Source organism: Aquabacterium sp. (assembly GCF_048860245.1).
Lineage (GTDB): Bacteria > Pseudomonadota > Gammaproteobacteria > Burkholderiales > Burkholderiaceae_C > Aquabacterium.
This window is the reverse complement of the sequence record NZ_JBLIZW010000048.1, coordinates 77,940-100,223: the sequence shown is the minus strand read 5'-3', so window position 1 is coordinate 100,223 and position 22,284 is coordinate 77,940. Positions and strand designations below refer to the sequence as shown.

Below are 22,284 nucleotides of genomic sequence, written 5' to 3'. Positions count from 1 at the left end.
TCAATCCAGCGTGCAGGCTGTCTCCCGGTCACCTGCCGCATCGCTCTCATCGTCGACGAACGCAGTGGCCTCAGGGGAGGGCAGGCGGTCGCAGGTCACGCTGAGGTCATCAAAAAAATCTCGCACGGCTTGCACTTGCGCGGCGCAGTCTTCCAGCGCGTTCATGCGCTGGCGAAACGCTTCGCCGCCTGGCAGGCCGCGGACGGCCCACCCGATGTGCTTGCGCGCCGTTCGCACGCCCGCAAATTCGCCGTACAGACCGTAGTGGTCTTCCAGGTGGGCCAACAGCCATTGCTGCACCTGCAAGGTCAGCGGCGCCGCACGATGTTGGCCGTGCTGCAGGTAGTGGGCAATGTCACCAAAGATCCAGGGGCGACCTTGCGCAGCCCGGCCCACCATGATGGCGTCGGCTTGGGTGTACTGCAGCACGTCGCGCGCCTTTTCGGGCGACACGATGTCGCCATTCGCCACCACCGGAATCCTGACAGCCGCCTTGACGGCGGCAATGGTGTCGTATTCGGCTCGTCCTTTGTAGCCCTGCTCGCGGGTGCGACCATGCACCGTCAACATGGCGATGCCAGCTTGCTCTGCTGCGCGGGCAATGCGCTCTGCATTCTTGTGCTGTTGACTCCAGCCGGTTCGCATCTTCAAGGTCACCGGCACGTTGCGGGGGGCGCAGGCGGCGACCACGGCCTCCACGATTTGCAGGGCCAACGGTTCGTCTTGCATCAGGGCTGAGCCGGCCCACTTGTTGCACACCTTCTTGGCCGGGCAACCCATGTTGATGTCGATGATCTGGGCGCCGCGGTCGATGTTGTAGGCGGCGGCCTCCGCCATCATGGCCGCATCGGTCCCGGCAATCTGGACCGCAATCGGTGCGGTCTCGCCATCATGGTTGGCGCGACGGGATGTTTTCAGGCTGTTCCACAGGTCCTTGCGCGAGGTCACCATTTCACTCACGGCATAGCCTGCGCCGAGCTGCTTGCACAACTGCCGAAACGGGCGATCCGTGACCCCGGCCATGGGCGCCACGAACAGTCGGTTCGGCAACACGATGTGGCCGACCGACAGCGGGCTGGCGGACAGGGTTTCGGAGGGCATGGGTGAACCTTGGAGGGGCCGATGAAGGCCGGGCAAAGACGCCGCAGCCCCGACCGCTGAAACGATCAGGGCTGCTTAAAAAGGAGGCAGAGTATAGCCGCCCGGCGCTTGGATGACCAGAGCCAAACGGGCCACTTTCTTGACGGAGTGAGCCCATCGTGACAGAGGTCGCTGACCGGGAATGTTTTGTGTTGACGTAAGCGTAAACCCCTGACATTTAACGTAATCAAATAAATACCATGATCTGGCTATGGCCCGAAAGCCAGTTGGCCGACGGATCTCGGTGTTTTTGACTTACGGATGGACATGACCATGAAGATGTCGAACTTCACGCTGGCCGTCGCGGCCATGATGGCGGCGGGAGGCGCGTGCGCGCAGAGTTACACCTTGAAAGTGGGTGGGGCCTACATCGACCCTCGGGCCACGAGCAGTGACCTGTCGGGGCTCTTGCCAACGCACAACCCATCTGTGCCCTTGAGTCCTGCGCCCAGTGGCTTGCAGTTGGAGGTGATGCCCAAGGCGGCCCTGGTGTTCAGCATTGCGCGTAGCCTGGATGAGCACTGGGAGGCCGAAGTGCTGCTGGGCATCCCGCCCAAGCATGACGTCAAACTGCGCGTCAACAACCCATCACTGAAGGCTGCAGCGGCGGTGTATGCCACTTATCCCACTTACAACGCTGCGGTGTATGGCAGTGGGGCCGCAGGTTTGCAGGCGTATGCCTCTGCGCAGGGCGCGGCGCACATCAATGCCTATGACGGCAAGGTGGTGTCCACGCTGACCCAGTTTGCTCCCACGGCATTTCTGAACTATCGCTTTGGCAGTGCCAAGGCGACCTTTCGCCCCTATTTGGGCGTGGGGGTCAACTACACTAAGGTCAAGCCCAATGTGAACGCAACGGGCACCGAGTTTTACAGCGACGGCAAGGTCAAGGCCACTGTGAGCGACTCCTTTGGCTTGGCCTTCCAGATGGGCGCGAGCTATCAGATCACCCCGCAGTGGCTGCTGAATGCCGCGTGGGCGACGGCGGCCGTGCGCAACGACATCGTGATTCGCACAGAAGGGACGCCGGGCAGCGAACAGCGCGGCTTCTATCGGTTTCACCCGTCCATCTTCATGTTGACAGCAGGGTACAAATTCTGAGCAGGCGTCTCAGGTTGCTTGGGGTAAACCCCTAATGTTGAGCAGGTTGTGTTGCATGTGGTTTGCAATCGTTGCACATAGAATGTCAGATTACATCGTGCAACACAGCTTGCTCAGCATTGTCAAGTTATGAAAATCTCTACCCTGACCCTCTCGATCGCCGCAACCCTGGTTGCTGGCTCTGCCTGCGCTCAGTCCGCTCTGTCGGGCTACACCATCAAGTTGGGCGCTGGTCGCGTTGATCCTCGTGCAACCAGCAGTGACCTCGTGGGTACCTTGCCTGTGCCGTCGGGTGCTGGCCGCTTGATGATCAACTTGCCAGAAGGTAACCGCACCGAAGTTCAGCCGAAGTCCACGCTGATCTTCAGCATTGAGCGTGCGCTCAGCAACAACTGGAGCGTCGAATTGGTCGCGGGCACCCCCCCGACGCACGACGTCAAGTTGCTGGTCAGCGATACCGTGAAGGCCGGTGCTGCTGCTGCTGCGCCAATTCAGGCAGCATTTGGTAAAGACGCTTTTACCAACCCTGCGCTCCGTGCTGACGTGCTGGCAGCATTGGCCGCAAATCCAAAAATTGGCGCTGCTGGTGCCGCGGGTGCATATGGCTCTATGGCCACGGGTTCCCACGTGAACCTGTACAACAACGTGACCGTCGCGCGCGTCAAGCAAACGGCTCCCACGGTGTTCCTGAACTACAAGTTCTTCGAGCAATCTGCTGCACTCCGTCCTTACGTGGGCGTGGGTCTGAACTACACCAAGTTCAAGGTGACTTCGACGGCTGCCGGCAACGAGTTGTACAGCGATGGCAAAGTGCGCATCAGCTCCAGCGATTCGTTCGGTTTGGCTTTCCAGGTTGGTGGCACCTATCAAATCGACAAGAACTGGTCGCTGAACGCTGGCTGGGCCACCGCCGCTGTGCGTAACGACGTGGTGATCCGCACTGATCACACCGAAGAGCGTCTGTTCTATCGCTTCCACCCCTCCGTGTTCTCTGCCACGGTCGGCTACAGCTTCTAATTTCCCCGCGAAATTACACGCTGCATGACGTGAAAGGGCTGGTGTTTCACCAGCCCTTTTTCTTTGGGCGATCCGGGCACAATGGTGCGATGGAATCCTCCGTGATGGCGGCTTTGTCCGCGCTGATGCACTGGCTGGCGCTGCCCGAAGTGGGCTTGAGCGCGGTGTTTCTCGTGGCATTTGTGTCGGCCACTTTGCTGCCCCTGGGCTCCGAGCCGGCGGTGTTTGCCTTGGTCAAAGCCCAGCCAGACTTGTTCTGGCCTGCCGTGCTGGTGGCCACGCTGGGCAACACGCTGGGCGGGGCGGTGACCTGGTGGATGGGGCATGCCGCGCACCAGGCTGCGGTGCGCCTTCACTGGGCCGCAGCAGACGAAGACGCGCTAACGACTGTGCAGCCCAACCTGCCTGCCCAGCATGGCAAGGCGGGGGCGCAGGCGATGGCCTGGTTGCACCGGCATGGCGCACCGGCCTGCCTCTTGTCCTGGCTACCCGTGGTCGGGGATCCCCTGTGTGCGGTCGCAGGCTGGTTGCATTTGCCGTTCTGGCCGTGCGTGGCCTACATGGCGCTGGGTAAATTGGCGCGCTACGTCACCATGACGGCCGCGCTGATCTGGGTCTTCTGACGTCTGCGGCAGAGACTTACTTGCGGACCTCAATGGCCGTGACCGTGAACTGCCCGTTCACCTTGTCGGCCTGGAAGGTGACCTTGTCGCCTACCTGCAGGGTTTTCAGCCAAGCGGGATTGCTCACGCGGAACGACATCTGCATCGCCGGGATGTCCAGATTCTTGATTTCGCCGTGACGCAGGGTGATCTTGCCGGCATCGACATCGATCTTCTTGACTTCCCCGTCGACCGGTTGGGCCCAGGCGGACCAAGCTACGCCGAGGCCCAGCAGCAGGGCGCCAAGGGTGCGGGTCAGAGGGTGCTTCATGGCTCAATCCTTCAGGTCGATGGGGTACAACGGCCCCAGTATGAACTGAAACGCTCGGGATCCGGTCAGGGTTGACGGGGAGTGCCGCTGTGGCTTCTAGAATAGGCGCCTTCACTGACCTTTTCTGTACCGCGCGTCTGCCATGCCCAACTCTGCTCACACCGCTGAATCCGTCGCTCACATTGCTCCGCGCGACAAAGCCGAAATCCTGGCGCAGGCGTTGCCTTACATCCGCAAGTTTCACGGCAAGACCATCGTGATCAAGTACGGCGGCAACGCCATGACCGATCCCGCGCTGCAGGCAGATTTTGCAGAAGACGTGGTCCTGCTCAAACTGGTGGGCATGAACCCCGTGGTGGTGCACGGCGGCGGCCCGCAGATCGACTCTGCACTGAACAAGATTGGCAAGAAGGGCCAGTTCATCCAGGGCATGCGGGTAACCGATGAAGAAACCATGGAAGTGGTGGAATGGGTGCTGGCCGGTGAGGTGCAGCAAGACATCGTGGGCCTGATCAATGCGGCGGGCGGCAAGGCCGTGGGTCTGACCGGCCGTGACGGTGGCCTGATCCGTGCACGCAAGCTCAAGCTGCAGGATCTCAAGGACCCCACGATCGAACACGACGTGGGTCAGGTCGGCGAGATCGAATCCATCGATCCCAGCGTGGTCAAGGCCTTGCAGGATGACCAGTTCATCCCCGTCATCAGCCCCATCGGCTTTGGTGCGCAGAACGAGAGCTACAACATCAACGCCGACCTGGTCGCGTCGAAGTTGGCCGAGATCCTCAAGGCCGAAAAGCTCATGCTGCTCACCAACATCAAGGGCGTGCTCGACAAGGAGGGCAATCTGCTGACCGACCTGACCGCCCGCCGCATTGACGAGCTGGTGGCCGACGGCACCATCAGCGGCGGCATGCTGCCCAAGATCGCTGGCGCCCTGGACGCGGCCAAGAGCGGCGTCAATGCCGTGCACATCGTCGATGGCCGTGTACCGCATGCCATGTTGCTCGAAATCCTGACCGAGCAGGCTTACGGCACGATGATCCGTTCGCACTGATCTTTCATGCGCACCGACGAGGCAGGCGTGCCGCGCTGGACGCGGGGGGATGCCTGGCTGCTGGTCACCGGGTTCGTGTACCTGGTGGTCGTGGCGGGGCTGCAGGCCTGGGCGTCTCCCACCGCCGAGCTGGATCAGGCTGAGCAGCTGATCTTTGCACAACGTCTTCAGTGGGGCTACAGCAATCAGCCGCCGCTCTACACCTGGTTGCTGTGGGGGCTGGAGCAGGCGACGGGCCCGAGCTTGGCGGTGCTCTACCTGTTCAAGGTGGCGCTCTTGCTCATGTTGGCAGCCAGCTTCATCGGCATTGGCCATGAGTTGGGGCTGTCGGCGCGGCAACGGGTCCTGTCCCTGGTGGGGCTGGCGTGGTTGCCGGCTTTCGTTTGGGAGGCGCAGCGCGATCTGACCCACTCCATGATGGCGGCCACGATGGCGTCGATCATGCTGTGGGGCTGCCTGTGGGCCGTGCGGCGGCGTACCGTGTGGGGCTACGTCTGGCCCGGCATGGCCGCTGCGGGGGCCTTGCTCTCCAAGCACAACGCCGTCATCTTCGTGTTGGCCGCGTTCCTCACCTTGCTGTCCTTGCCGGACTGGCGGCGGCGCTTGCAGCCAGCCGGGGTGGCATTGGCCATCGGGGTGATGGTGGTTTTGTGCGCTCCACATGGCGTCTGGCTGCTCCAGCATCCCGAGGTGGTGGCGCAGACCACGCAAAAGCTGGCCGGCGCGCACGACGATGCCGGCTGGGTGTCGCTGCTGGTGGCCCTGTGCAAAGGTGTGCTGGCCTTTGTGCTGCCTTGGCTGCTGGTGGCTGCACCGTTATGGTGGCGCGCCCGGCGTGACAGCGACGCGCAGCAGTTGATGACGCGCCTGCTGTGGGTTGTGACAGCGGTGTTGCTCGTGTTTGTCCTGGTGATCGGCGCCGAATCGTTCAAGGCCCGCTGGTTGTTTCCGCTGTTGTTTTTCGTGCCCGTCTGGTTGGCCGCCTCCGTCGACGTGGACGCCTCCGTGGCGAGCCGCGTGATGGTGCGTGGGGGCGTGGCGTTGGCCCTTCTGTGCGGGGTGATGCTGCCGCTGCGCATCGTCTGGCCGGTGGCCGGTGAAATGCAGACGAGACAGAATCTGCCCCTGGTCCAGGTCGGTGAGCAACTGCAGCGCACGTGGGGTCAGGTGCCGCCGGTGGTGCTGGTATCGCATCACCATGTGGGGGGCAATTTCCGGTTGGCGTGGGGCCGTGCGCCCTTGGTGCAGACGCCCAAGTTGACGTGGCCCGTGCCCATGCCGGACGAGGTGAACGTCGTTGCCACCGCACAAGATCTGCAAGATCCGGCCTTTGCTGCCTGGGTGAGGCAGCACACGGGCCGCGACGTCGGGGAGGTGACATGGCAGGCGATCCAGTCGCCCATCTTGCACCGGCCGCAGCTGCCGCCCTATGTGTTGCACTGGGCGACCTTGAAGCGCCTGCCGAACGAGGCCGGCACATGAGTGCAGACCTGTGTCAGGGCCAGCGGGCACCGATCTGGCTGTTCGACCTCGACAACACCCTGCACGATGCCAGCAAAGCGGTGTTTTGGCGGCTCAACCGCTCGATGACCGATTACATCGTGCAGCACCTTGGCCTGGCGCGTGACGATGCCGACCGCTTGCGCATGCACTACTGGCGCCGTTATGGCGCCACCTTGCTGGGTCTGGAGAAGCATCACGGCATCCGCGCGGCGCACTTTCTGGCGCAGACCCACACGCTGCCGGGTCTGGAAGCGCAACTGCACATCCCTCCGGTGGACCGCGCCGCGCTGCGCAGCCTGCCCGGGCGCAAGTTCCTGCTCACCAACGCGCCGGCGGACTATGCCAAGCGCGTGCTCACGGCACTGGATCTGGCCTCGTGCTTCGAGGGGGTCATCTCGATCGAGGGCATGCGCGTGTTTGGTGACCTGCGACCCAAGCCCGATGCCCGCATGATGCGCGTCGTGCTGGCACGCCACGGGCTGCCTGCCCACCGCTGCGTGCTGGTCGAGGACACGGTGGCCAACCTCAAGAGCGCCCGCCGGCTGGGGCTGCGCACGGTCTGGATGCAGCATTACCTGCAAGGCAATCCGCACGGCCCGGAAGTCGGGATCCACCTGCATGGCCGCCCGCCCTGGGTGTGTGCCAGAATCAAAAAACTGCGTGCCCTGCACGCATGGCACGCTGGCAGGGCGTGAGGCTAGGCCAGTCCAACAACAGGGGGCAATGGGGTGCGTGACGACGAGGCTGTAGAGACGATGACGTCATCGAGCGAACCATCCACTTCTCCTGCGGTGCGCAAGCGCCCCAAACCAGGAGAGCGCCGGCTGCAAATTCTGCAAGCGCTGGCGACCATGCTGGAGCAACCCGATGCCGATCGCATCACGACTTCGGCCTTGGCGGCGCAACTTCAGGTCAGTGAGGCGGCGCTGTATCGCCATTTCGCCAGCAAGGCGCAGATGTTTGAGGGGCTGATTGCCTTCATCGAAGACAGCCTGTTTACCTTGGGCAATCAGATTCTGGAGCGGGACAGCGACGCTGCGCATCAGGTGGCTCGACTGATGACGCTGGTGCTGCAGTTTGCCGAGAAGAACCCCGGCATGAGCCGCGTGCTGGTGGGGGACGCCTTGGCGCTGGAGCATGCGCGGCTGTCGGTGCGCATCAACCAGTGCTGGGATCGGATCGAGTCGCTGCTCAAACAGGCGTACAAGGGGCTGGCCGACGCCCGCCAGTCCGCCACGCCCACGGTGGATGCGCAAGTGGGTGCATCCTTGGCCGTGAGTGTGCTGCAAGGCCGCCTGCACCGCTTTGTGCGCAGTGGCTTCAAGCGACTGCCAACCGAGCACCTTGATGCGGTCCTGATGCAACTGCTGCGCTGAGCGCGGGGCTGGCGTCGCTACACTGGACGCATGTCGACGCTTGATCCCCACCTGATTCAACTGGTGCAGAAGGCCGAGTCGCTGGTTTCGCGACTCGACGCGCTGCTGCCGTCTCCCCACCATGCGGTTGCCGCCCCCGACTGGTCGGCGTCTGTGGCCTTTCGCTATCGCAAACGTGCCTCGGCAGCCTGGGCCTCAGGTTGGCTGGAGCCGGTTCGGCATGTGGCTCAGATGGCCTATGAGGACCTGCAAGAGGTCGATACGCAGAAGGCTCGCTTTGCGTGCAACCTGGCCCAATTCGTGGCCGGCAAGACGGCCAACAATGTTTTGTTGTCGGGTGCGCGGGGCACGGGCAAATCGTCCCTGGTCAAGGCCGGGTTGCAGGCGCACGCTGCGGCAGGGCTGCGATTGATCGAGGTAGACAAGGCGGACATGATTGATCTGCCTGACCTGATCGAGCTGGTCAGCGAGCGGCCCGAGCGCTTCATCATCTTTTGCGATGACCTGAGTTTTGATGAGGGCGAGCCCGGCTACAAGGCATTGAAATCCATTCTGGACGGCACCGTGTCTGCCAGTGGTGACAACGTGATGATCATTGCCACATCCAACCGGCGCCACCTGCTGCCTGAATACCACTCGGACAATAAAACCTACACGCACACGGCCGATGGTGAATTGCACCCGGGCGAGGCGGTGGAAGAAAAGATCTCGCTGTCAGAGCGGTTTGGCTTGTGGATCAGCTTCTACCCCTTCAGTCAGGATGAGTATCTGGCCATCGTGGCTCAATGGTTGAGCCATTTTGGTCTGTCCACTGAAGCGATTGAGCAGGCACGCCCAGAAGCCCTGGTCTGGGCGCTGGAGCGCGGATCACGTTCTGGCCGCGTGGCGTATCAATTTGCCCGAGACCATGCGGGTCGCCTGGGTGCAGGAGAATGCGCATGAGCGAGCGCAAGTCTTACCATGTGATGGAACCCACCGATCGCCCTTTGGTGGAAGTGGCCGTGGGGGTATTGATCGAGCGTGATGCGCACGGTCAGGAGTCGCGTTTTTTGGTGACATCACGCCCAGAAGGCAAGGTGTACGCCGGCTATTGGGAGTTTCCGGGTGGCAAGCTTGAGGCCGGTGAAACGGTGGAACAAGCCTTGCGCCGTGAACTGCACGAAGAAATTGGCGTGACCATTGGCGAGGCTTATCCCTGGCAGGTCGAGATCATGGACTACCCCCATGCCCGGGTGCGCCTGCACTTCTGCAAGGTGTATGACTGGGCGGGTGAGTTCGAGATGAAAGAGGGCCAGCACATGGCGTGGCAGACCTTGCCCGTGGAGGTGGCGCCCGTTTTGCCTGGGACCATCCCGGTCTTGCAATGGCTGGCCGCCGAGCGTGGGCATACGGGGCTGACGCACAGCGAACCGACGTAAAAAAACCCGGCATCGCCGGGTTTTTGCTTGGTCTGATGACCAGATCAGCTCAGTTGTTGGCTGATCAGCTTGGTCAGTTCAAACATGGTGACTTGGTCCTTGCCGAAGATGGGCTTCAGCTTGGCGTCAGCATTGATGTTGCGCTTGTTGGCGGCATCTTGCAGGTTGTGCTGCTTGATGTAGTCCCAAACCTTCTTGGTCACTTCGGTGCGGGGCAGGGCACCAGCGCCGATCACAGCGGCCAGAGCGGGGCTAGGGGTCAGGGGCTTCAGGAAAGCCGCATTGGGTGCACGCTTGGCGGGGGCGGCGGTCTTGGCCGGGGCCTTCTTTGCAGTTGCCATGTCAAATCACTCCGTTAGGTGTCAGCTTGGTGTCTCGTATCGTGCTCTGGGGTCTGAGGCAAGTCAGACGGCCCGTCTATGAGCTTATCCAGCGATGGTACTGCTTTTCATGGGCAAAACCAGGCTCCCTCAGGGTTTGCGAGGCGATGTGGCCCATGCACATCAATATTTGATCACTTTGGTGTTCAATTCAGACCGTGCTCTGTTGATTGATTCGCGTTCGGGAGTGAAAACATGAGTCCTCAAGCCGTGCTGGCGCAGTCCTTTACCTTGCCCAATGGGGCCACGGTGAAAAACCGCTTCTTCAAGTCCGCCATGAGCGAGGCCCTGGCCACCCGTGAGGGCAAGGCCACACCAGAACTGGCGACCTTGTATGGCGCCTGGGCCGATGGTGGTGTGGGCTTGTGCATCACCGGCAACGTGATGATCGACCGACGGGCCTTGGGCGAGCCAGGTAACGTGGTGATCGAAGATGACCGTCAGTTGCCTGAGTTGCGCGCATGGGCGCAATCGGCGACCCGCAACGGCGCGCATTGCTGGGTGCAGTTGAACCACCCTGGCAAGCAGGCGCCCAAAGGCTTGAACAAAGAGAATGTGGCGCCATCGGCCGTGCCATTTCGTCAGGAGATGCAGGCCTTCTTCCCCACGCCGCGTGAACTCACGGATGCTGAAGTGCGTGAACTGGTGGCTCGGTTTGGCCGTGCGGCAGGCATCGTCAAGCAGGCCGGATTCACCGGGGTGCAGATCCATGGCGCGCATGGCTATCTGGTCAGCCAGTTCCTGTCGCCCCATCACAACCGCAGAACGGACGAATGGGGTGGCACGCCGGAAAAGCGTCGCCACTTTGTTCTGGCGGTGCTGAAAGCCATGCGTGAGAACGTGGGTCCCGGTTTCCCGATTGGCATCAAGCTCAATTCGGCCGACTTTCAGCGAGGCGGCTTCACCGAAGAGGAGTCGCTGGACACCATCCGCGCCTTGGCAGAGGCGGGCATTGACCTGATCGAGATCTCGGGCGGCACATACGAGGCGCCGGCCATGACCGGGGTGAAGGCCGAGCAGGCGCCGGTCAAGGACAGCACACGCCAGCGTGAGGCCTATTTCCTGGCCTTTGCAGAGAAGGCGCGGCAGGCCGTGAAGACGCCGCTGGTGGTGACGGGGGGCTTTCGTAGCCTGCAGGGCATGGCTGCGGCCATTGAGTCCGGTGCGGTGGACATGGTGGGCCTGGCGCGTGCGCTGGCGATCGAACCCGATGTGTGCCATCGCTTGCTGGCGGGGCAACAACCGAGGCACCAAGTGAAGCCGCAGAAGACCGGCATCCCCATGATTGATCGCATGGGGCTGATGGAGGTGACCTGGTACACCGGGCAACTCAAGCGCATTGGCCGAGGTGAGCCCCCGAAGCCGACCGAGAGCGCCCTGTGGGTCTTCATCAAGACCATGGCCAAGCAGATGGGCCTGGGGCGCAAGCGCAGTCCGAAGCGGCTACGCGCCAATGGCGCCTGAGCCATCCTGAATCAGCAAGCCCGGGTGGATGTCGGCCAGTGTTTTGCAGCCGGTGAGCGCCATGGCAATGGCCAGCTCATCTCGCAGCAAGCGCAGCACATGGGCTACGCCAAGCGCGCCGCTGGTGGCCAGCGCGTAGACGTACGGGCGTCCGATCAACACGGCCTGCGCGCCCAAGGCCAAGGCCTTGAGCACATCGGTGCCCCGGCGAATGCCGCCGTCCACGATCAGTTCAAGGTCCTGGCCGACGGCATCGGCGATGCGGGGCAGTGCCCAGGCGGTGCTCACGGCGGTGTCCAGTGTGCGTCCGCCGTGGTTTGACACGATCAGGCCCTGGATGCCGAGTTGCTGCGCCTGGCGTGCATCGTCGGCATGCAGGACGCCTTTGAGCACCATGGGCAAATGCGTGTTGGCGCGCAACCAGGCGATGTCGTCCCACGTGGTGGCGTGAGCCATCAAACCATCAAACAGCGGGTCACTGCCTTGGGGGGGCGTGTTGCGTGTGGCCATGCCTTGCAGATTCACCTGCGCCAGTTCTGCCGGGAGTTGAAAGTGTGCCCGGCGTTCACGGTCTCGGGCACCGCTGGTGGGCGCATCGACCGTGATCACCAGGGCCTGGTAGCCGGCCGCTTCGGCGCGCCGCACCAGTTCCAGTGTGAACGCACGGTCGTGCTGCACATACAGCTGCATCCATAAGGGGCCGTGGCCGGGTTCATGCAGGAAGGCTTGCCCCACCTCTTCCAGTCGTGTGCTGGCCTGTGTGCTCAGGATCATGCCGGCTTCTTGCGCTGCGGCGGCATAGGCCACGCCGAGTTCACCATCCGGGTGCGCCAGTCGATGACTGGCCACAGGCGCCAGCATGATGGGGTGGCTCAAAGATTGACCGAGCAGCGTGGTGTGTGTGTGGCCCCCATGCAGGGTGCGCAACACGCGCGGCAACAACTTGATCGACTGCCACGCCTGCTGGTTGGCGGTCAGCGTCAGCTCGTCGCCCGCACCACCACTCAGGTAGGCCCAGACAGCCGGATGCAAGCGTGCCTGGGCGTGGCGAGCATAGTCTTCAAGATGGACCACATCGGCCGGGATTTCGTGGGGGGCAGGCGGTACGGACATGACAGCAACGTTCAGTGGATGTCCAATTCGGAACGAACGGGCTTGCGCCCGGTGATCATGGCCCGAACCAGGGACTCTTTGTGGCGCAGGCTCGTGAACACGACGCCGCTGACATGCAGCGTCACCAGGCCCAACAAGCCCCAGGCCAGCGAGCGATGCACGACCTCCAGGGGCTCGGATCCCCAATAGCGATCGGTGGTTTGCAGCCAACCTGTGCAGGCGATGCCTGCCACGCACGCGAGCAGGGCGATCACCATCCACCCCCCCAGCGGGTTGTGGCCGATGTAGCGGGGTTCGGCATGCCTGAGCACTTGCTGACCGTAGGTGAGCACGGCCTGCGGTGAGCGCACGAACGATGTGAATCGAGCATGCCCGCGGCCGATCAGTCCCCATACCGTGCGGGTGAGCACGACCGCCGCAGCCACATAGCCTGCAGGTTCATGCCAGGTGTGCGGCAGGCCGATGTCTTCCATCGACAACCAGGCGACGCACACGGCCGACACCAAGGTCCAGTGTGCCAGTCGAACCAGCGGATCCCAGACGTACATCACTGCTGAACGTCGCCCACGAGTTCAAAGGTCTTGGGATTGAAGTAGGCCTCGCGCTTGCGACCCTTCTTGTCAAAGCCGTATACCTCGTAGCAACCGTTGTCGATCTTGATCTTGCGAACGTCCCAGCCTTCTTCCTTCAGCTTGTCTTCGAGGTCTTCACGCAATTTCCACTCCTTGCTGGGCACGTCGCACTTGAATGCGCCGTGCGCAAAGGCGGTGCTGGCCAGGGTGCTCGATGCCACGAGGGCGACGCTGAACAGGGTGCGAGTCAACAGAGTCATGGTGTTTTTGATTTCAAGAGGGGAGGAGAGAGGGTCAGACTTCAGCCCACATGCGCAGCAGGTTGTGATACGTCCCGGTCAGACCGATGATCGCATCGTCGTGGTCGTGCTGCTCGCGCAAGCGCATGAGGTTCATGTCCATTTCGTACAGAAGACGACGTTGCTCGTCGCTGCGGACCATGCTTTCGATCCAGAAGAAGCTGGCCAGACGATGGCCACGGGTCACAGGCTCCACGCGATGCACGCTGGTGCCGGGGTAGATGACCATGTCGCCCGCAGGCAGCTTGACGCCTTTTTTCCCGAAGGTGTCTTCGATGACCAGTTCGCCGCCGTCGTACTCATCGGGGTCCGCGAAAAAGAGCGTGGCCGAGACGTCGGTGCGCACGCGTTGGCCCAGTTCGTTGTTCACGCGGATGGCATTGTCCACGTGGTTGCCATAGCGAGGGTGATCCACGCCGTAGCGGTTGAACAGCGGGGGCACGATGCGGCGAGGCAGCGCGGCCGAGAAAAACAAGTTGTGCCGGTCCAGGGCGGGCACGATGATTTGACGCAATGCTTTGGCATGCTCGCCTTGTTGGGCCAGTTGCTCGTTGTCCTTGACCAGGGCGGCCTGACGGCCAGCTGTCACTTGGCCTGGAATCCAAGGTGCATCGTCCAGGATGGCACGACACTGACGCAACTCATCGGCGGTCAGGACATTGGGGATGTGGAGCAGCATGACAAAGCACTTCTGAATGGACGAGCAGGTGGCGTCCCATGGGGCACGCCACCTGATGAATGCGCCGTTAGAACTTGGCGTTGAGGGTCACTTGCACCAGACGGCCGGTACCCGGCACATAGTGGCCGCGGTAGACCTGATCACCATACAGCTTGTTGCCGACGTTGGTGATGTTGGCCTTCACCGTGTAGGTCGGGCTGAAAGTGTATTCGCCCATCAGGTCCACGGTGGCATAGCCTGGCGCGTAGTAGAAGCCGTTGGCAGGGTTCGGGATGTCTGCCGGGGCAATCTTGCTGCGGAAGTTCAGACCCATGCCTGCGCGCAACTGCGGCAGGATGCGGTAGGTGTTCCACACGGTGCCGCTGTGACGCGGTGTCAGGCCAGGGCGATCACCGGCACGGTTGCCGCCGGTCAGGCCGGGCACTGCACGGTCCACGCGCGCCTCAGGGATCCAGGTGTACGACGCATAGATTTCCCACGCATCCGTGATCTGGCCGGTGACATCCATGTCGATGCCCGCTGCGTGGCGCTTGCCGGAGAGCAGCAGTTGTGTGGCCGAGCTGTCTGGATCGGTGTTGCGCTCGTTGTTCTTCGTGGCGCGGAACAGCGCAAAGCGCGTGGTCACGCGACCATCTTCCGAGTCCAGCTTGGCGCCCAGTTCGATGTTCTCGCTCGATTCAGGGGGCGTGTTGGCGCTCAGCGTGCTGTACGAGTACGTGTCGCCCGAGGTGTTGAACGAGGTGCCATACGAGGCATGGAACGAGTGCAGTGCATTCGGTTGATACAGCACGCCCACACGCTTGCTCCAGGCGTGGATGTTCTGTTTGTAGTTGGCGCTCTGAACACCGGTCGCCAGGTTGTAGGTGGTGTAGTCGCCTTCCATGTAGTCGTAACGCAAACCGCCCAGCACCTTCCAGTGATCGGCCACTTGCACCAGGTCTTGCAGGTAGGTGCCGGCGCCGGTTGCGGTGAACTCGTTGTTCAGGCCCAGAACACGCGAGCTCTCATTGACCCATGCGCCATCGTTCGGGGTGCCTGCGGTGGTGGTGGGCTTGGTGATCGTGATGCCGCCTTGGGCCGCATTTTTGGCGGCATAGACCGAGCGACGTTCGCGCGAGAAATCAATCCCGGCGGCGATGTCGTTCTTGATGCCAAAGAACTTGTGCTTGCCGGTGTAGTCGGTTTGCGCCTGCAGCAGCTCCATGTTCTGGATCTTCAGTTGCGATCCCGGGCGAGTGAAGACCGTGGCGTCACTGAAATTATCGAGCGCTGACCCGGAGGTCAAACGGATGGTGCTGGCATGCAAATCGCGCTTGTATTCACCACGACGAACCGCCGTCTTCAACTCCGATCCGCCGCCCAGCTTGACCTGATTGGTATAGGTCAGCGTGTCGCCTTGGCTGGAGTTGTAGTCGCTGCGCATGCCGTAGTAGTTCGACGGATCCAGGCTCGAGATCACAGTCTGTGTGCCCTGTGTGGCAGACGACGTGGGCTTGATCCAAGGCAGGCCGTAGTTGATGCCGTTGTCGTTGTCGATGTGCTGGTAGCTCAGTTGCTGCTCAACGGCCTTACCGATGCCCCAGCGGTAGGCCAGGGCCAAGCCTTCTTTGTCAATGCTGGAGCCGGCACCGTTGTTGTCGGCCTTGGTCTTCATGGCATTGATGCGCAGGGCGGCGTCTTCGCCCGTCTGGATGTTGAAGTCGCCCGTGGCACGCAGGTAAGCGTGGTTGCCCGCGGTGACGTTGACCTCGTTCGCGTTTTGCAGATACGGCGCCTTGGTGACCTGGTTGACGGCACCGCCTGTGGAGCCGCGACCGAACAGCATGGAGGCTGAACCGCGCAGCAACTCCAGACGGTCCAGATTGAAGGTGTCACGGTCGTAGATGGCAGGATCACGCACGCCGTCCAAGAAGATGTCGCCCGTGGTTTGCAGTGAGAAGCCGCGCAGGCGGATGTCTTCTTCGCCGCCTTCTGCTGCCTGGAAGCTGATGCCGGATGTGTTGTGCAGCACTTCCTTGACGGTGTCGAGGTGGCGGTCGCTGATCAGCTTTTCGGTGACCACGGTCACCGACTGGGGAATGTCGCGCAAAGCCTGCTTGCCCTTGCCGATGGTGGTGGTCACGGCTTGGTACGTCGATTTGGCTTCGGGCTTGCGGTCGGCTTGAGCCTTGACGGAAATGGTTGGCAGCGTCTGGGCTTCACCATTGCCACCCTCTGCTGCGGCAGTGGCGTTGGCTTGGGCCAGGACGGCGCCGCTCAACAGGCTCAGGCCGACGCCTGCGGCGAGGGCGCCCAGCGGCAAGGGGTTGGCGAGGACGGTGTCAGTCGCAGCGCGACCCGGCACGGCAGAAATGGTCATGGGTTCGATCCGAGTAAAGTGATGAATGCGGTTGTTGATGCAAATGATATCGATTCTCAACAACATTGTGAAGTCACCCTATCACCATGAGGTGCATCCGCCACGCTGGGGCGGATGCGAAGGGCAGGTCAACCCAGGCGCGCTTCAGCGCTCAACCGTCTTGCTGCCCCCAATGGCGGGCGCGGTTTTGACGCTCCATACCATCGTGACGGCCAGGATGCCGATCACCACCCCAAGCGACACCAGCACGGGGATCTTGTAGAGGTCAATCAGCATCATCTTGGTGCCGATGAAGACCAGGATCACCGCCAGCCCATAGCTCAGCAGGTGGAATTTCGCGGCCATGGCGGCCAGCATGAAGTACATGGCGCGCAAGCCCAGGATGGCGAAAATGTTGGACGTCAGCACGATGAAGGGGTCGGCGGTGATCGCGTAAATGGCCGGGATCGAGTCCACGGCAAAGATCACGTCGGTGAAGCCCACCAGGGCCACCACCAGCAGCAAGGGGGTGGCGATGCGAACGCCCTTGTGCCGGGTCCAGAAGCGCTCGCCGTCAAAGTGAGGGCTCACGGGCATCAGCTTGCGCAGCAGCTTCAACGCCGGGTTACTCTCCAAGTCCGGTTCCTGATCGGCCGCCCACCACATCTTGATGCCTGTCAGGGCCAGGAATGCGCCAAACACATACAGGATCCAGTGGAACTGGCTGATGAGCCATCCCCCCACCAGAATCATGGCGGTGCGCAGCACAATGGCGCCAATGATGCCGATCATCAGCACGCGCTTTTGGTAAGCCGCGGGTACCGAGAAGTAGGTGAAGATCATCAGGAAGACAAAGATGTTGTCGACCGCCAATGACTTTTCAATGAGGTAGCCCGTCAGGAATTCCAGCGCCTTGGTCTGGCCCACCTCGGGGCCGTGGGCCTCGGCAAAGCCCCACCAGAGCAAGCCGTTGTAGGCCAGACTCAGTGCCACCCAGATGGCGGACCATCGGATGGCCTCGGGCACGCTGACCTCGTGAGCGCCTTGTTTTTTGAGGACGACGAAGTCCACCACCAAGGCCAGCACGACGAAGACAAGAAAGACCAGCCAGAGCCAGGTTGGGGCTAGAGAGAACATGCGATGCTCCTTTCGGCACGGACATGGGCCACCCACGCTGGGCAGCGCAACATGCAGCGCCGAAAGGTCTTGCAGACAGGTTGGATCGCCTGCCGTGAGCCCCGGTTGAGTGGCGCCTCTGCGTCCTCAACGTGCTGACGAGGTGTCACCCGCGCCCATGGCTCGGTGCTACTCCCCCTTCGGTTCAAAACATCATAGCCAGATCAGCAAAACCTTGCATGGGCGGGTGCCCTGAACCGAAAAGCAATCGCGAAAAAAAACCGCCGAGGGTTTGGCCCCTCGGCGGTGAACATCAAGATGGAGCCCCACACCCCATCTACACCATGGCTCTGGTGTCCCCTGTCAGCGCGATGCGCCGAGCCATGGATGCATCATATTGCGAATGATTCTCGTTTGCAAATTTTGTGTTGCGAGCAGGGTCATTGCGCGGCTTCGTCGCGCATGTCTTCGCGCTGCTGGCGCTGCCACGCCTTGAGTCGTGCATCCATGACGCTTAACTCGATCACATCGGCGGCATCGGGCTGCCGGAAGCGGCGCACTGCGCCTTGAATGCGGTCAATGGCACCCGGCAGGTCTCCCAGGGCGGCAACCGCTTCGGCTTCGGCTCGGATTGCGCGCAGAGGTTGGTTCAGGTGTTGCCAGAGCTCTGACAGCAGCGCCCATGCACTGGCGTCGCCCGGGTGGTCGCTCACGTGAGTCTGGAGACGGTAGGCCGCGTCCTGCCACATGTCGGGCGCGGCATGCTGCGCCAGGGCCACCCGCGCACGCAGCAACAAATCCGGGCGAGGGGACAGGGGCTCACTGATGCGAGGCGCTTCAGACAGTTTGGACAGGGTCCTGGCGGCTTCGGCAGCTTGGCCTGCGTCCAGGAGCATGTCGACTTGGCTGTAGGCCACCACACGATCGACGACGCCTTGTTGTGCTGGCGGAAGCAGTTTGGCGCTGAGGCGCGCCTGTTGGAGCGTTTGCTGCGCCCGCACGAGATCACGGGTTCGCTGCTGCGCAACGGCTGCGGCGTACAAAGTGCTGACCGCTTGCAGGCTGGATGCGTTCTTGGCCGGAACGGCGGTAGCCAGTGTGTGCAGTGCGTCGCTGCGTGTGTCGGTCAAGACCCGTGCCCGTGCAGCCATCAAGGCATGCCATGCCGCAAGCGATGAGTCGGATGCGGGCCCATTGCTCAGGGCCTGATGCCAGCCTTGGATGCCCAAGCGTGCCTGGGCTTCGCCGATGCGCTCGGTGGTCAAAGGGTGCGTGCGCAGATACGGGAAGCTGCCATCGTCGTTCAGGCGAGAGGCTTGCTCCAGGTGGCTGAACATGAGTGCCATGCCAGCGGGCTCAAACCCAGCGTCGGATAACACCCCAAACCCGACACGGTCGGCTTCGCGCTCCATGTCTCTTGAAAAATTCAGCTGGCCTTGAATGGCCACGGCCTGCCCTCCGTAGATCATGGCTTGTGCCGCAGCCGGGTTGCGGCTGGCGGCCAGGATGCCCAAAACCATCGAAGCCAGGCTCACCCAAGATTGGCGAGCCTGTTGCCCCATCATGCGCGCAATGTGGCGTTGGGTCACGTGCGACAACTCGTGCGCCAGCACCGATGCCAGCTCATCCTGACTGGTCGTCATGGCCAGCAAGCCCAGGTGCACACCGATGTAGCCGCCTGGCAAGGCAAAGGCGTTGACGGTCTTGTCTCGCACCAGAAACGGCTCCCAGGCATGACTGGTATCCAGGTCGGTGCCGATCTCGCCACGCTGTCGGGCGGCTTTGAGCAAGTGCTCCCAGATCTCTTCGACGTAGCTCAGGATCAGCGGGTCATCGATCACGTCCGGATCTCGCCGGATGCTGCGCATGATGCGGTCCCCCAGTCGACGCTCGGCCATGGGCGAGAGGTCTTGTCCCACCGAGTCTCCCAGCGCGGGCAAGGCCACCGCGTTGGGGGTGCCGGAAGTGTGAGCCTCTTGGGCCTGTGCGGGCACCCCGCAGGCCAGCGGCCAGCATGCGACGGCCAACGTCAGCGCGAGGGAGCGTGGCACCCGGGCTGGGCGCAGGCGGGGCCAAAAGGCCATGCTTCGAAAGGACGATGCCATGTATGCCAACAGGATGATCAGACTGCGCAGTATGCTGCGAAGCCAGAATGCTCGGATCGCAGTGCTTGCCCCGAGTTCTTGTTTTCGCGTTTCTTTACATCTTCAGCCATGAGCGAACTCACCCATTTTGACCAGCAGGGCCAGGCCCACATGGTTGATGTTTCCAGCAAGCAAGCGACCGTGCGTGTGGCGGTGGCGCAAGGGCGCATCATCATGCAGCCAGCGACTTTTTCGTTGGTCAAAGAAGGCAAGGCCGGTAAGGGCGATGTGCTGGGCGTGGCGCGCATTGCGGCCATCCAGGGGGCCAAGCGCACGGCGGACCTGATCCCCCTGTGTCACCCGCTGGCCTTGTCGCGTGTGGCCGTTGAGTTCGACTTGGACGAGCCTGCGTGTGCGGTGGTCTGCCGTGTCACCGTGCAAACCGTGGGGGTGACCGGCGTGGAGATGGAGGCCCTGACGGCCGTGCAGGTGGGGCTGCTGACCATCTATGACATGTGCAAGGCCGCCGACAAGGGCATGGTCATCACCGACGTGGCCCTGCTGGAAAAGCAGGGTGGCAAGTCGGGGCATTGGGTGCGCGGCGCCTGAGGGCGGAAGGCGGGGCTTGCAGGGCACCTGGGCTTACTGGGGCAACAGTTCGCGCCAGGTGTAGGCCTTCTCCGGGGGCGCGCACTGGAAGGGCGGCGCCTCATCCCCGTCTTCCTGAGGGGCTTTGCACTCATCCAGGAAACGGGTGCCCAGCGTGTTTTTGAATTCCTTCATGCGCGCCACCACAAAGCGCGCTTTGTCCACTTCGCCGTTTTCGGCCAATGAGCGTGCATACGCGATCATGAGACGCACATCCAGCAGGTTGTGCAGCGTGCGACGGAAATCCTGTGGGGGCTTGGCGGGTTCATCATCATCGCCGATGGTGACGTCAGCGTAGTCCGCCTGATAGCCCCACCACGGCATGCCTTGGCCGAAGGCAATGCGCTTGTCCAGCGCGCCAGCGCCGGGGCGCGGGGCATAGATGTTGGCGGCCGCTTGGTAGTCCGCAGCACACCAGACGGCGGCGGTGGCCATGATGATGCCGCACGCCAACAGCGGGCTGGCCGAGTTGCCTTGCGTGACCGGTTCGGCCGGGAGGCCTGCACGTGCAGTGGCCAGAACCGACAGACCCAGCCCCCACGCAAAAGCCGTCGGCAGCAAGAAGTAGCTGTACCAGAGGGGGTACTCCAGCAGGCTGTGCAGGCCGGCCATGGCGACCATCGCGCTGGCCGCGCCAATGGTGGAGCGATGCTCGGAAGGTTGGCCTTCGGTGTCGTTCTGCAGTAGACCTCGCGCCAGGGCCACAAAGCCCCAGCCACACAGCAAGCACAGCAGCAAAGCCGCAGGCAAGCCCAGTTCGACGGCCCATTGCAGCACCACGTTATGGGTGTGGTCAAAGAAGGCCACGGGCCGGGTCGGGAAGGGAGTCAGGGTCCAGGCCACATTGAATTCGCCGTAGCCGACCCCAGTCCAGGGCTGCTGTCGAATCATTTCCAGCACGTTGGCCCAGATCGCGAAGCGGGACGACGAAATGTCGCTGCCGTCATGCAGGCGGGCCTCGGCAGCAAAAGCCACCGACTTGTCGGCGTGGGCCCAGAACCACATGCCGCCCCAGAACAGACCGTAAACCAAAGGGGCACCGATGAGCGTCCAGCGCACAAGGCGCGGCATGCGCTTGTCAAAGAGGCCCCACAAGCTCAGGAACACCATGCCGACCATGCCGGTGCGTGACGCGGTCAACACCACGATGCCGATGAAGGCGGCCACCAAGGCCGCGGACAGCCAGCCATCCAGCCGCCTGCGAGCACCCAGCCAGCCCGCGCCGCAAGCCGCAAACACCATCATGGTGCTGAAGTGATTGGGCTGCCGCAGGTTGCCGACCGCACGGCCGACCATGGTGGGGGCCGCCACCAGGATGCCATCCGCCCAGCCGGGGTGAAACACCTGGATCATGGCCAGCACCATGCCCATGGCGCCGGCGGTTGCCAGCGCGCCGAAAAACACTTCGGCCACGGTATCCGCGTTGGCGTGCTGGCCATGTCGCCAGCCCGCTTCCAGCGCCACGATGGCGGCCAGACTCATGCCGCATCCCATCATGCCCAGGCCACCAGGCAAATGCCCCATGGTGCTGGACCACGCGGCGGCGGCGCCGATGATGCCCAGCGCAGCCTGCAAGGCGCGCAGCGGTCGTGCGGCAGACACCCACCGGGCCGGGCTGGCCAGGCGCGCGGCATACGCAATGAACACCCCCCAGCCCAGCACCGCCAGGGCCTGGTTGTAGAAGGTCACCGACGGTGGGTCGTGGGGTGCGATCAGGGTGGGGGCCGTGACCGCCAACAGGGCCATGGCCCACAGTTCGGGAGACGGAATGGCCGCCGGGGCCGCAGGACGCAGGTTGCTCATGACCGCTATTGTCATCTGGCTTTGTCGGGAGGCGACTTGCCTGCCACAGCTTTGGTGGGGTCAGTCCCTGCTGAAAACGTTTGTTTGACCTGACACAACGGTTGAGGCGATGTCGGCACAACTGGTTTCTAAATCCAGACAAACACCAATGTCACGCCCTTGTCATCCGATGCGGACAGGGGCACACTGAATTCCCCGGGTCGCAAATTTGGGTGCTGTCAAAAAGCAGTTCAAAGTCAGGCTCGG

General features: G+C 62.5%; 22 protein-coding genes. 11 read left to right on the top strand and 11 right to left on the bottom strand.

What is annotated here, in order from left to right; all coding sequences use genetic code 11:
• On the bottom strand, window positions 1–1,071 hold the full coding sequence (dusB, locus tag ACMV18_RS05765; RefSeq protein WP_420817070.1) for a tRNA dihydrouridine synthase DusB: 1,071 nt from the start codon (window positions 1,069–1,071) through the stop codon (window positions 1–3).
• A gap of 342 nt (window positions 1,072–1,413) precedes the next feature.
• On the opposite strand from dusB, the gene ACMV18_RS05760 reads away from it, so the two are divergent.
• The 3 genes from ACMV18_RS05760 (at window position 1,414) to ACMV18_RS05750 (ending at window position 3,881) form a co-directional block, all read left to right on the top strand.
• Window positions 1,414–2,241, top strand: coding sequence for an OmpW/AlkL family protein (locus ACMV18_RS05760; protein WP_420817050.1), 828 nt, complete (start codon window positions 1,414–1,416; stop codon window positions 2,239–2,241).
• A gap of 129 nt (window positions 2,242–2,370) precedes the next feature.
• Window positions 2,371–3,258 carry an OmpW/AlkL family protein gene (locus tag ACMV18_RS05755; protein WP_420817049.1) on the top strand — a complete coding sequence of 296 codons (888 nt, stop codon included), beginning with the start codon at window positions 2,371–2,373 and terminating at the stop codon, window positions 3,256–3,258.
• Window positions 3,259–3,347: 89 nt separating this feature from the next.
• Window positions 3,348–3,881, top strand: a complete 534-nt coding sequence (locus ACMV18_RS05750) for a YqaA family protein (RefSeq protein WP_374256711.1) — start codon at window positions 3,348–3,350, stop codon at window positions 3,879–3,881.
• A gap of 16 nt (window positions 3,882–3,897) precedes the next feature.
• Here ACMV18_RS05750 and ACMV18_RS05745 read toward each other — a convergent pair whose 3' ends face one another.
• On the bottom strand, window positions 3,898–4,191 hold the full coding sequence (locus ACMV18_RS05745; RefSeq protein ID WP_374256710.1) for a copper-binding protein: 294 nt from the start codon (window positions 4,189–4,191) through the stop codon (window positions 3,898–3,900).
• A 142-nt stretch (window positions 4,192–4,333) separates the two neighbouring features.
• On the opposite strand from ACMV18_RS05745, the gene argB reads away from it, so the two are divergent.
• The 6 genes from argB to ACMV18_RS05715 are packed head-to-tail and all read left to right on the top strand — an operon-like array spanning window position 4,334 to window position 9,542.
• Complete coding sequence (gene argB / locus ACMV18_RS05740; protein WP_420817048.1) at window positions 4,334–5,245, top strand: acetylglutamate kinase; 912 nt, start codon at window positions 4,334–4,336, stop codon at window positions 5,243–5,245.
• Between the two features lie 6 nt (window positions 5,246–5,251).
• On the top strand, window positions 5,252–6,727 hold the full coding sequence (locus ACMV18_RS05735) for a glycosyltransferase family 39 protein (protein ID WP_420817047.1): 1,476 nt from the start codon (window positions 5,252–5,254) through the stop codon (window positions 6,725–6,727).
• Window positions 6,724–7,443 (top strand): pyrimidine 5'-nucleotidase, encoded by a 720-nt coding sequence (locus ACMV18_RS05730; RefSeq protein WP_420817046.1) that lies wholly within the window; start codon window positions 6,724–6,726, stop codon window positions 7,441–7,443. Before ACMV18_RS05735 ends, ACMV18_RS05730 begins: the two co-directional genes overlap by 4 nt.
• Before the next feature lie 60 nt (window positions 7,444–7,503).
• Window positions 7,504–8,124 carry a nucleoid occlusion factor SlmA gene (slmA, locus tag ACMV18_RS05725; RefSeq protein ID WP_420817045.1) on the top strand — a complete coding sequence of 207 codons (621 nt, stop codon included), beginning with the start codon at window positions 7,504–7,506 and terminating at the stop codon, window positions 8,122–8,124.
• A 30-nt stretch (window positions 8,125–8,154) separates the two neighbouring features.
• On the top strand, window positions 8,155–9,066 hold the full coding sequence (locus tag ACMV18_RS05720) for an ATP-binding protein (protein WP_420817044.1): 912 nt from the start codon (window positions 8,155–8,157) through the stop codon (window positions 9,064–9,066).
• The gene (locus ACMV18_RS05715) at window positions 9,063–9,542 is read left to right on the top strand and encodes an NUDIX domain-containing protein (RefSeq protein WP_420817043.1); all 480 of its coding nucleotides are present in this window, start codon (window positions 9,063–9,065) and stop codon (window positions 9,540–9,542) included. The genes ACMV18_RS05720 and ACMV18_RS05715 overlap by 4 nt, the downstream gene beginning before the upstream one ends.
• A 44-nt stretch (window positions 9,543–9,586) precedes the next feature.
• On the opposite strand, the gene ACMV18_RS05710 is transcribed toward ACMV18_RS05715, so the two are convergent.
• Window positions 9,587–9,883, bottom strand: coding sequence for an SWIB/MDM2 domain-containing protein (locus tag ACMV18_RS05710; RefSeq protein WP_374256701.1), 297 nt, complete (start codon window positions 9,881–9,883; stop codon window positions 9,587–9,589).
• Window positions 9,884–10,117: 234 nt separating this feature from the next.
• Between ACMV18_RS05710 and ACMV18_RS05705 the strand changes: the two genes are divergently transcribed.
• Window positions 10,118–11,386 carry an NADH:flavin oxidoreductase/NADH oxidase family protein gene (locus ACMV18_RS05705; RefSeq protein WP_420817042.1) on the top strand — a complete coding sequence of 423 codons (1,269 nt, stop codon included), beginning with the start codon at window positions 10,118–10,120 and terminating at the stop codon, window positions 11,384–11,386.
• On the opposite strand, the gene ACMV18_RS05700 is transcribed toward ACMV18_RS05705, so the two are convergent.
• From ACMV18_RS05700 to ACMV18_RS05670, 7 genes are all read right to left on the bottom strand, one after another.
• The gene (locus ACMV18_RS05700) at window positions 11,366–12,499 is read right to left on the bottom strand and encodes an alpha-hydroxy acid oxidase (RefSeq protein ID WP_420817041.1); all 1,134 of its coding nucleotides are present in this window, start codon (window positions 12,497–12,499) and stop codon (window positions 11,366–11,368) included. The two genes, ACMV18_RS05705 and ACMV18_RS05700, sit on opposite strands and share 21 nt — an antisense overlap.
• Window positions 12,500–12,510: 11 nt before the next feature.
• Entirely contained in the window at window positions 12,511–13,047 is a 537-nt protein-coding gene (locus tag ACMV18_RS05695) for a cytochrome b/b6 domain-containing protein (protein ID WP_420817040.1), read from the bottom strand.
• Complete coding sequence (locus ACMV18_RS05690) at window positions 13,047–13,331, bottom strand: PepSY domain-containing protein (protein ID WP_374256694.1); 285 nt, start codon at window positions 13,329–13,331, stop codon at window positions 13,047–13,049. Before ACMV18_RS05690 ends, ACMV18_RS05695 begins: the two co-directional genes overlap by 1 nt.
• 34 nt (window positions 13,332–13,365) lie before the next feature.
• Window positions 13,366–14,049, bottom strand: a complete 684-nt coding sequence (locus tag ACMV18_RS05685) for a Fe2+-dependent dioxygenase (RefSeq protein WP_420817039.1) — start codon at window positions 14,047–14,049, stop codon at window positions 13,366–13,368.
• A gap of 67 nt (window positions 14,050–14,116) precedes the next feature.
• Window positions 14,117–16,408 carry a TonB-dependent receptor gene (locus tag ACMV18_RS05680; protein ID WP_420817038.1) on the bottom strand — a complete coding sequence of 764 codons (2,292 nt, stop codon included), beginning with the start codon at window positions 16,406–16,408 and terminating at the stop codon, window positions 14,117–14,119.
• A gap of 144 nt (window positions 16,409–16,552) precedes the next feature.
• Window positions 16,553–17,524: a TerC family protein gene (locus ACMV18_RS05675; RefSeq protein ID WP_420817037.1), complete on the bottom strand. Its 972-nt coding sequence runs from the start codon at window positions 17,522–17,524 to the stop codon at window positions 16,553–16,555.
• Between the two features lie 419 nt (window positions 17,525–17,943).
• A complete protein-coding gene (locus tag ACMV18_RS05670; protein ID WP_420817036.1) occupies window positions 17,944–19,587 on the bottom strand; it encodes a M48 family metalloprotease in 1,644 nt (547 codons plus the stop codon).
• Between the two features lie 129 nt (window positions 19,588–19,716).
• Here ACMV18_RS05670 and moaC point away from each other — a divergent pair, with 129 nt between their 5' ends.
• Window positions 19,717–20,196, top strand: coding sequence for a cyclic pyranopterin monophosphate synthase MoaC (moaC, locus tag ACMV18_RS05665; RefSeq protein WP_420817035.1), 480 nt, complete (start codon window positions 19,717–19,719; stop codon window positions 20,194–20,196).
• 33 nt (window positions 20,197–20,229) lie between these two features.
• On the opposite strand, the gene ACMV18_RS05660 is transcribed toward moaC, so the two are convergent.
• On the bottom strand, window positions 20,230–22,038 hold the full coding sequence (locus ACMV18_RS05660) for a Wzy polymerase domain-containing protein (protein WP_420817034.1): 1,809 nt from the start codon (window positions 22,036–22,038) through the stop codon (window positions 20,230–20,232).
• Window positions 22,039–22,284: the final 246 nt, after the last annotated feature.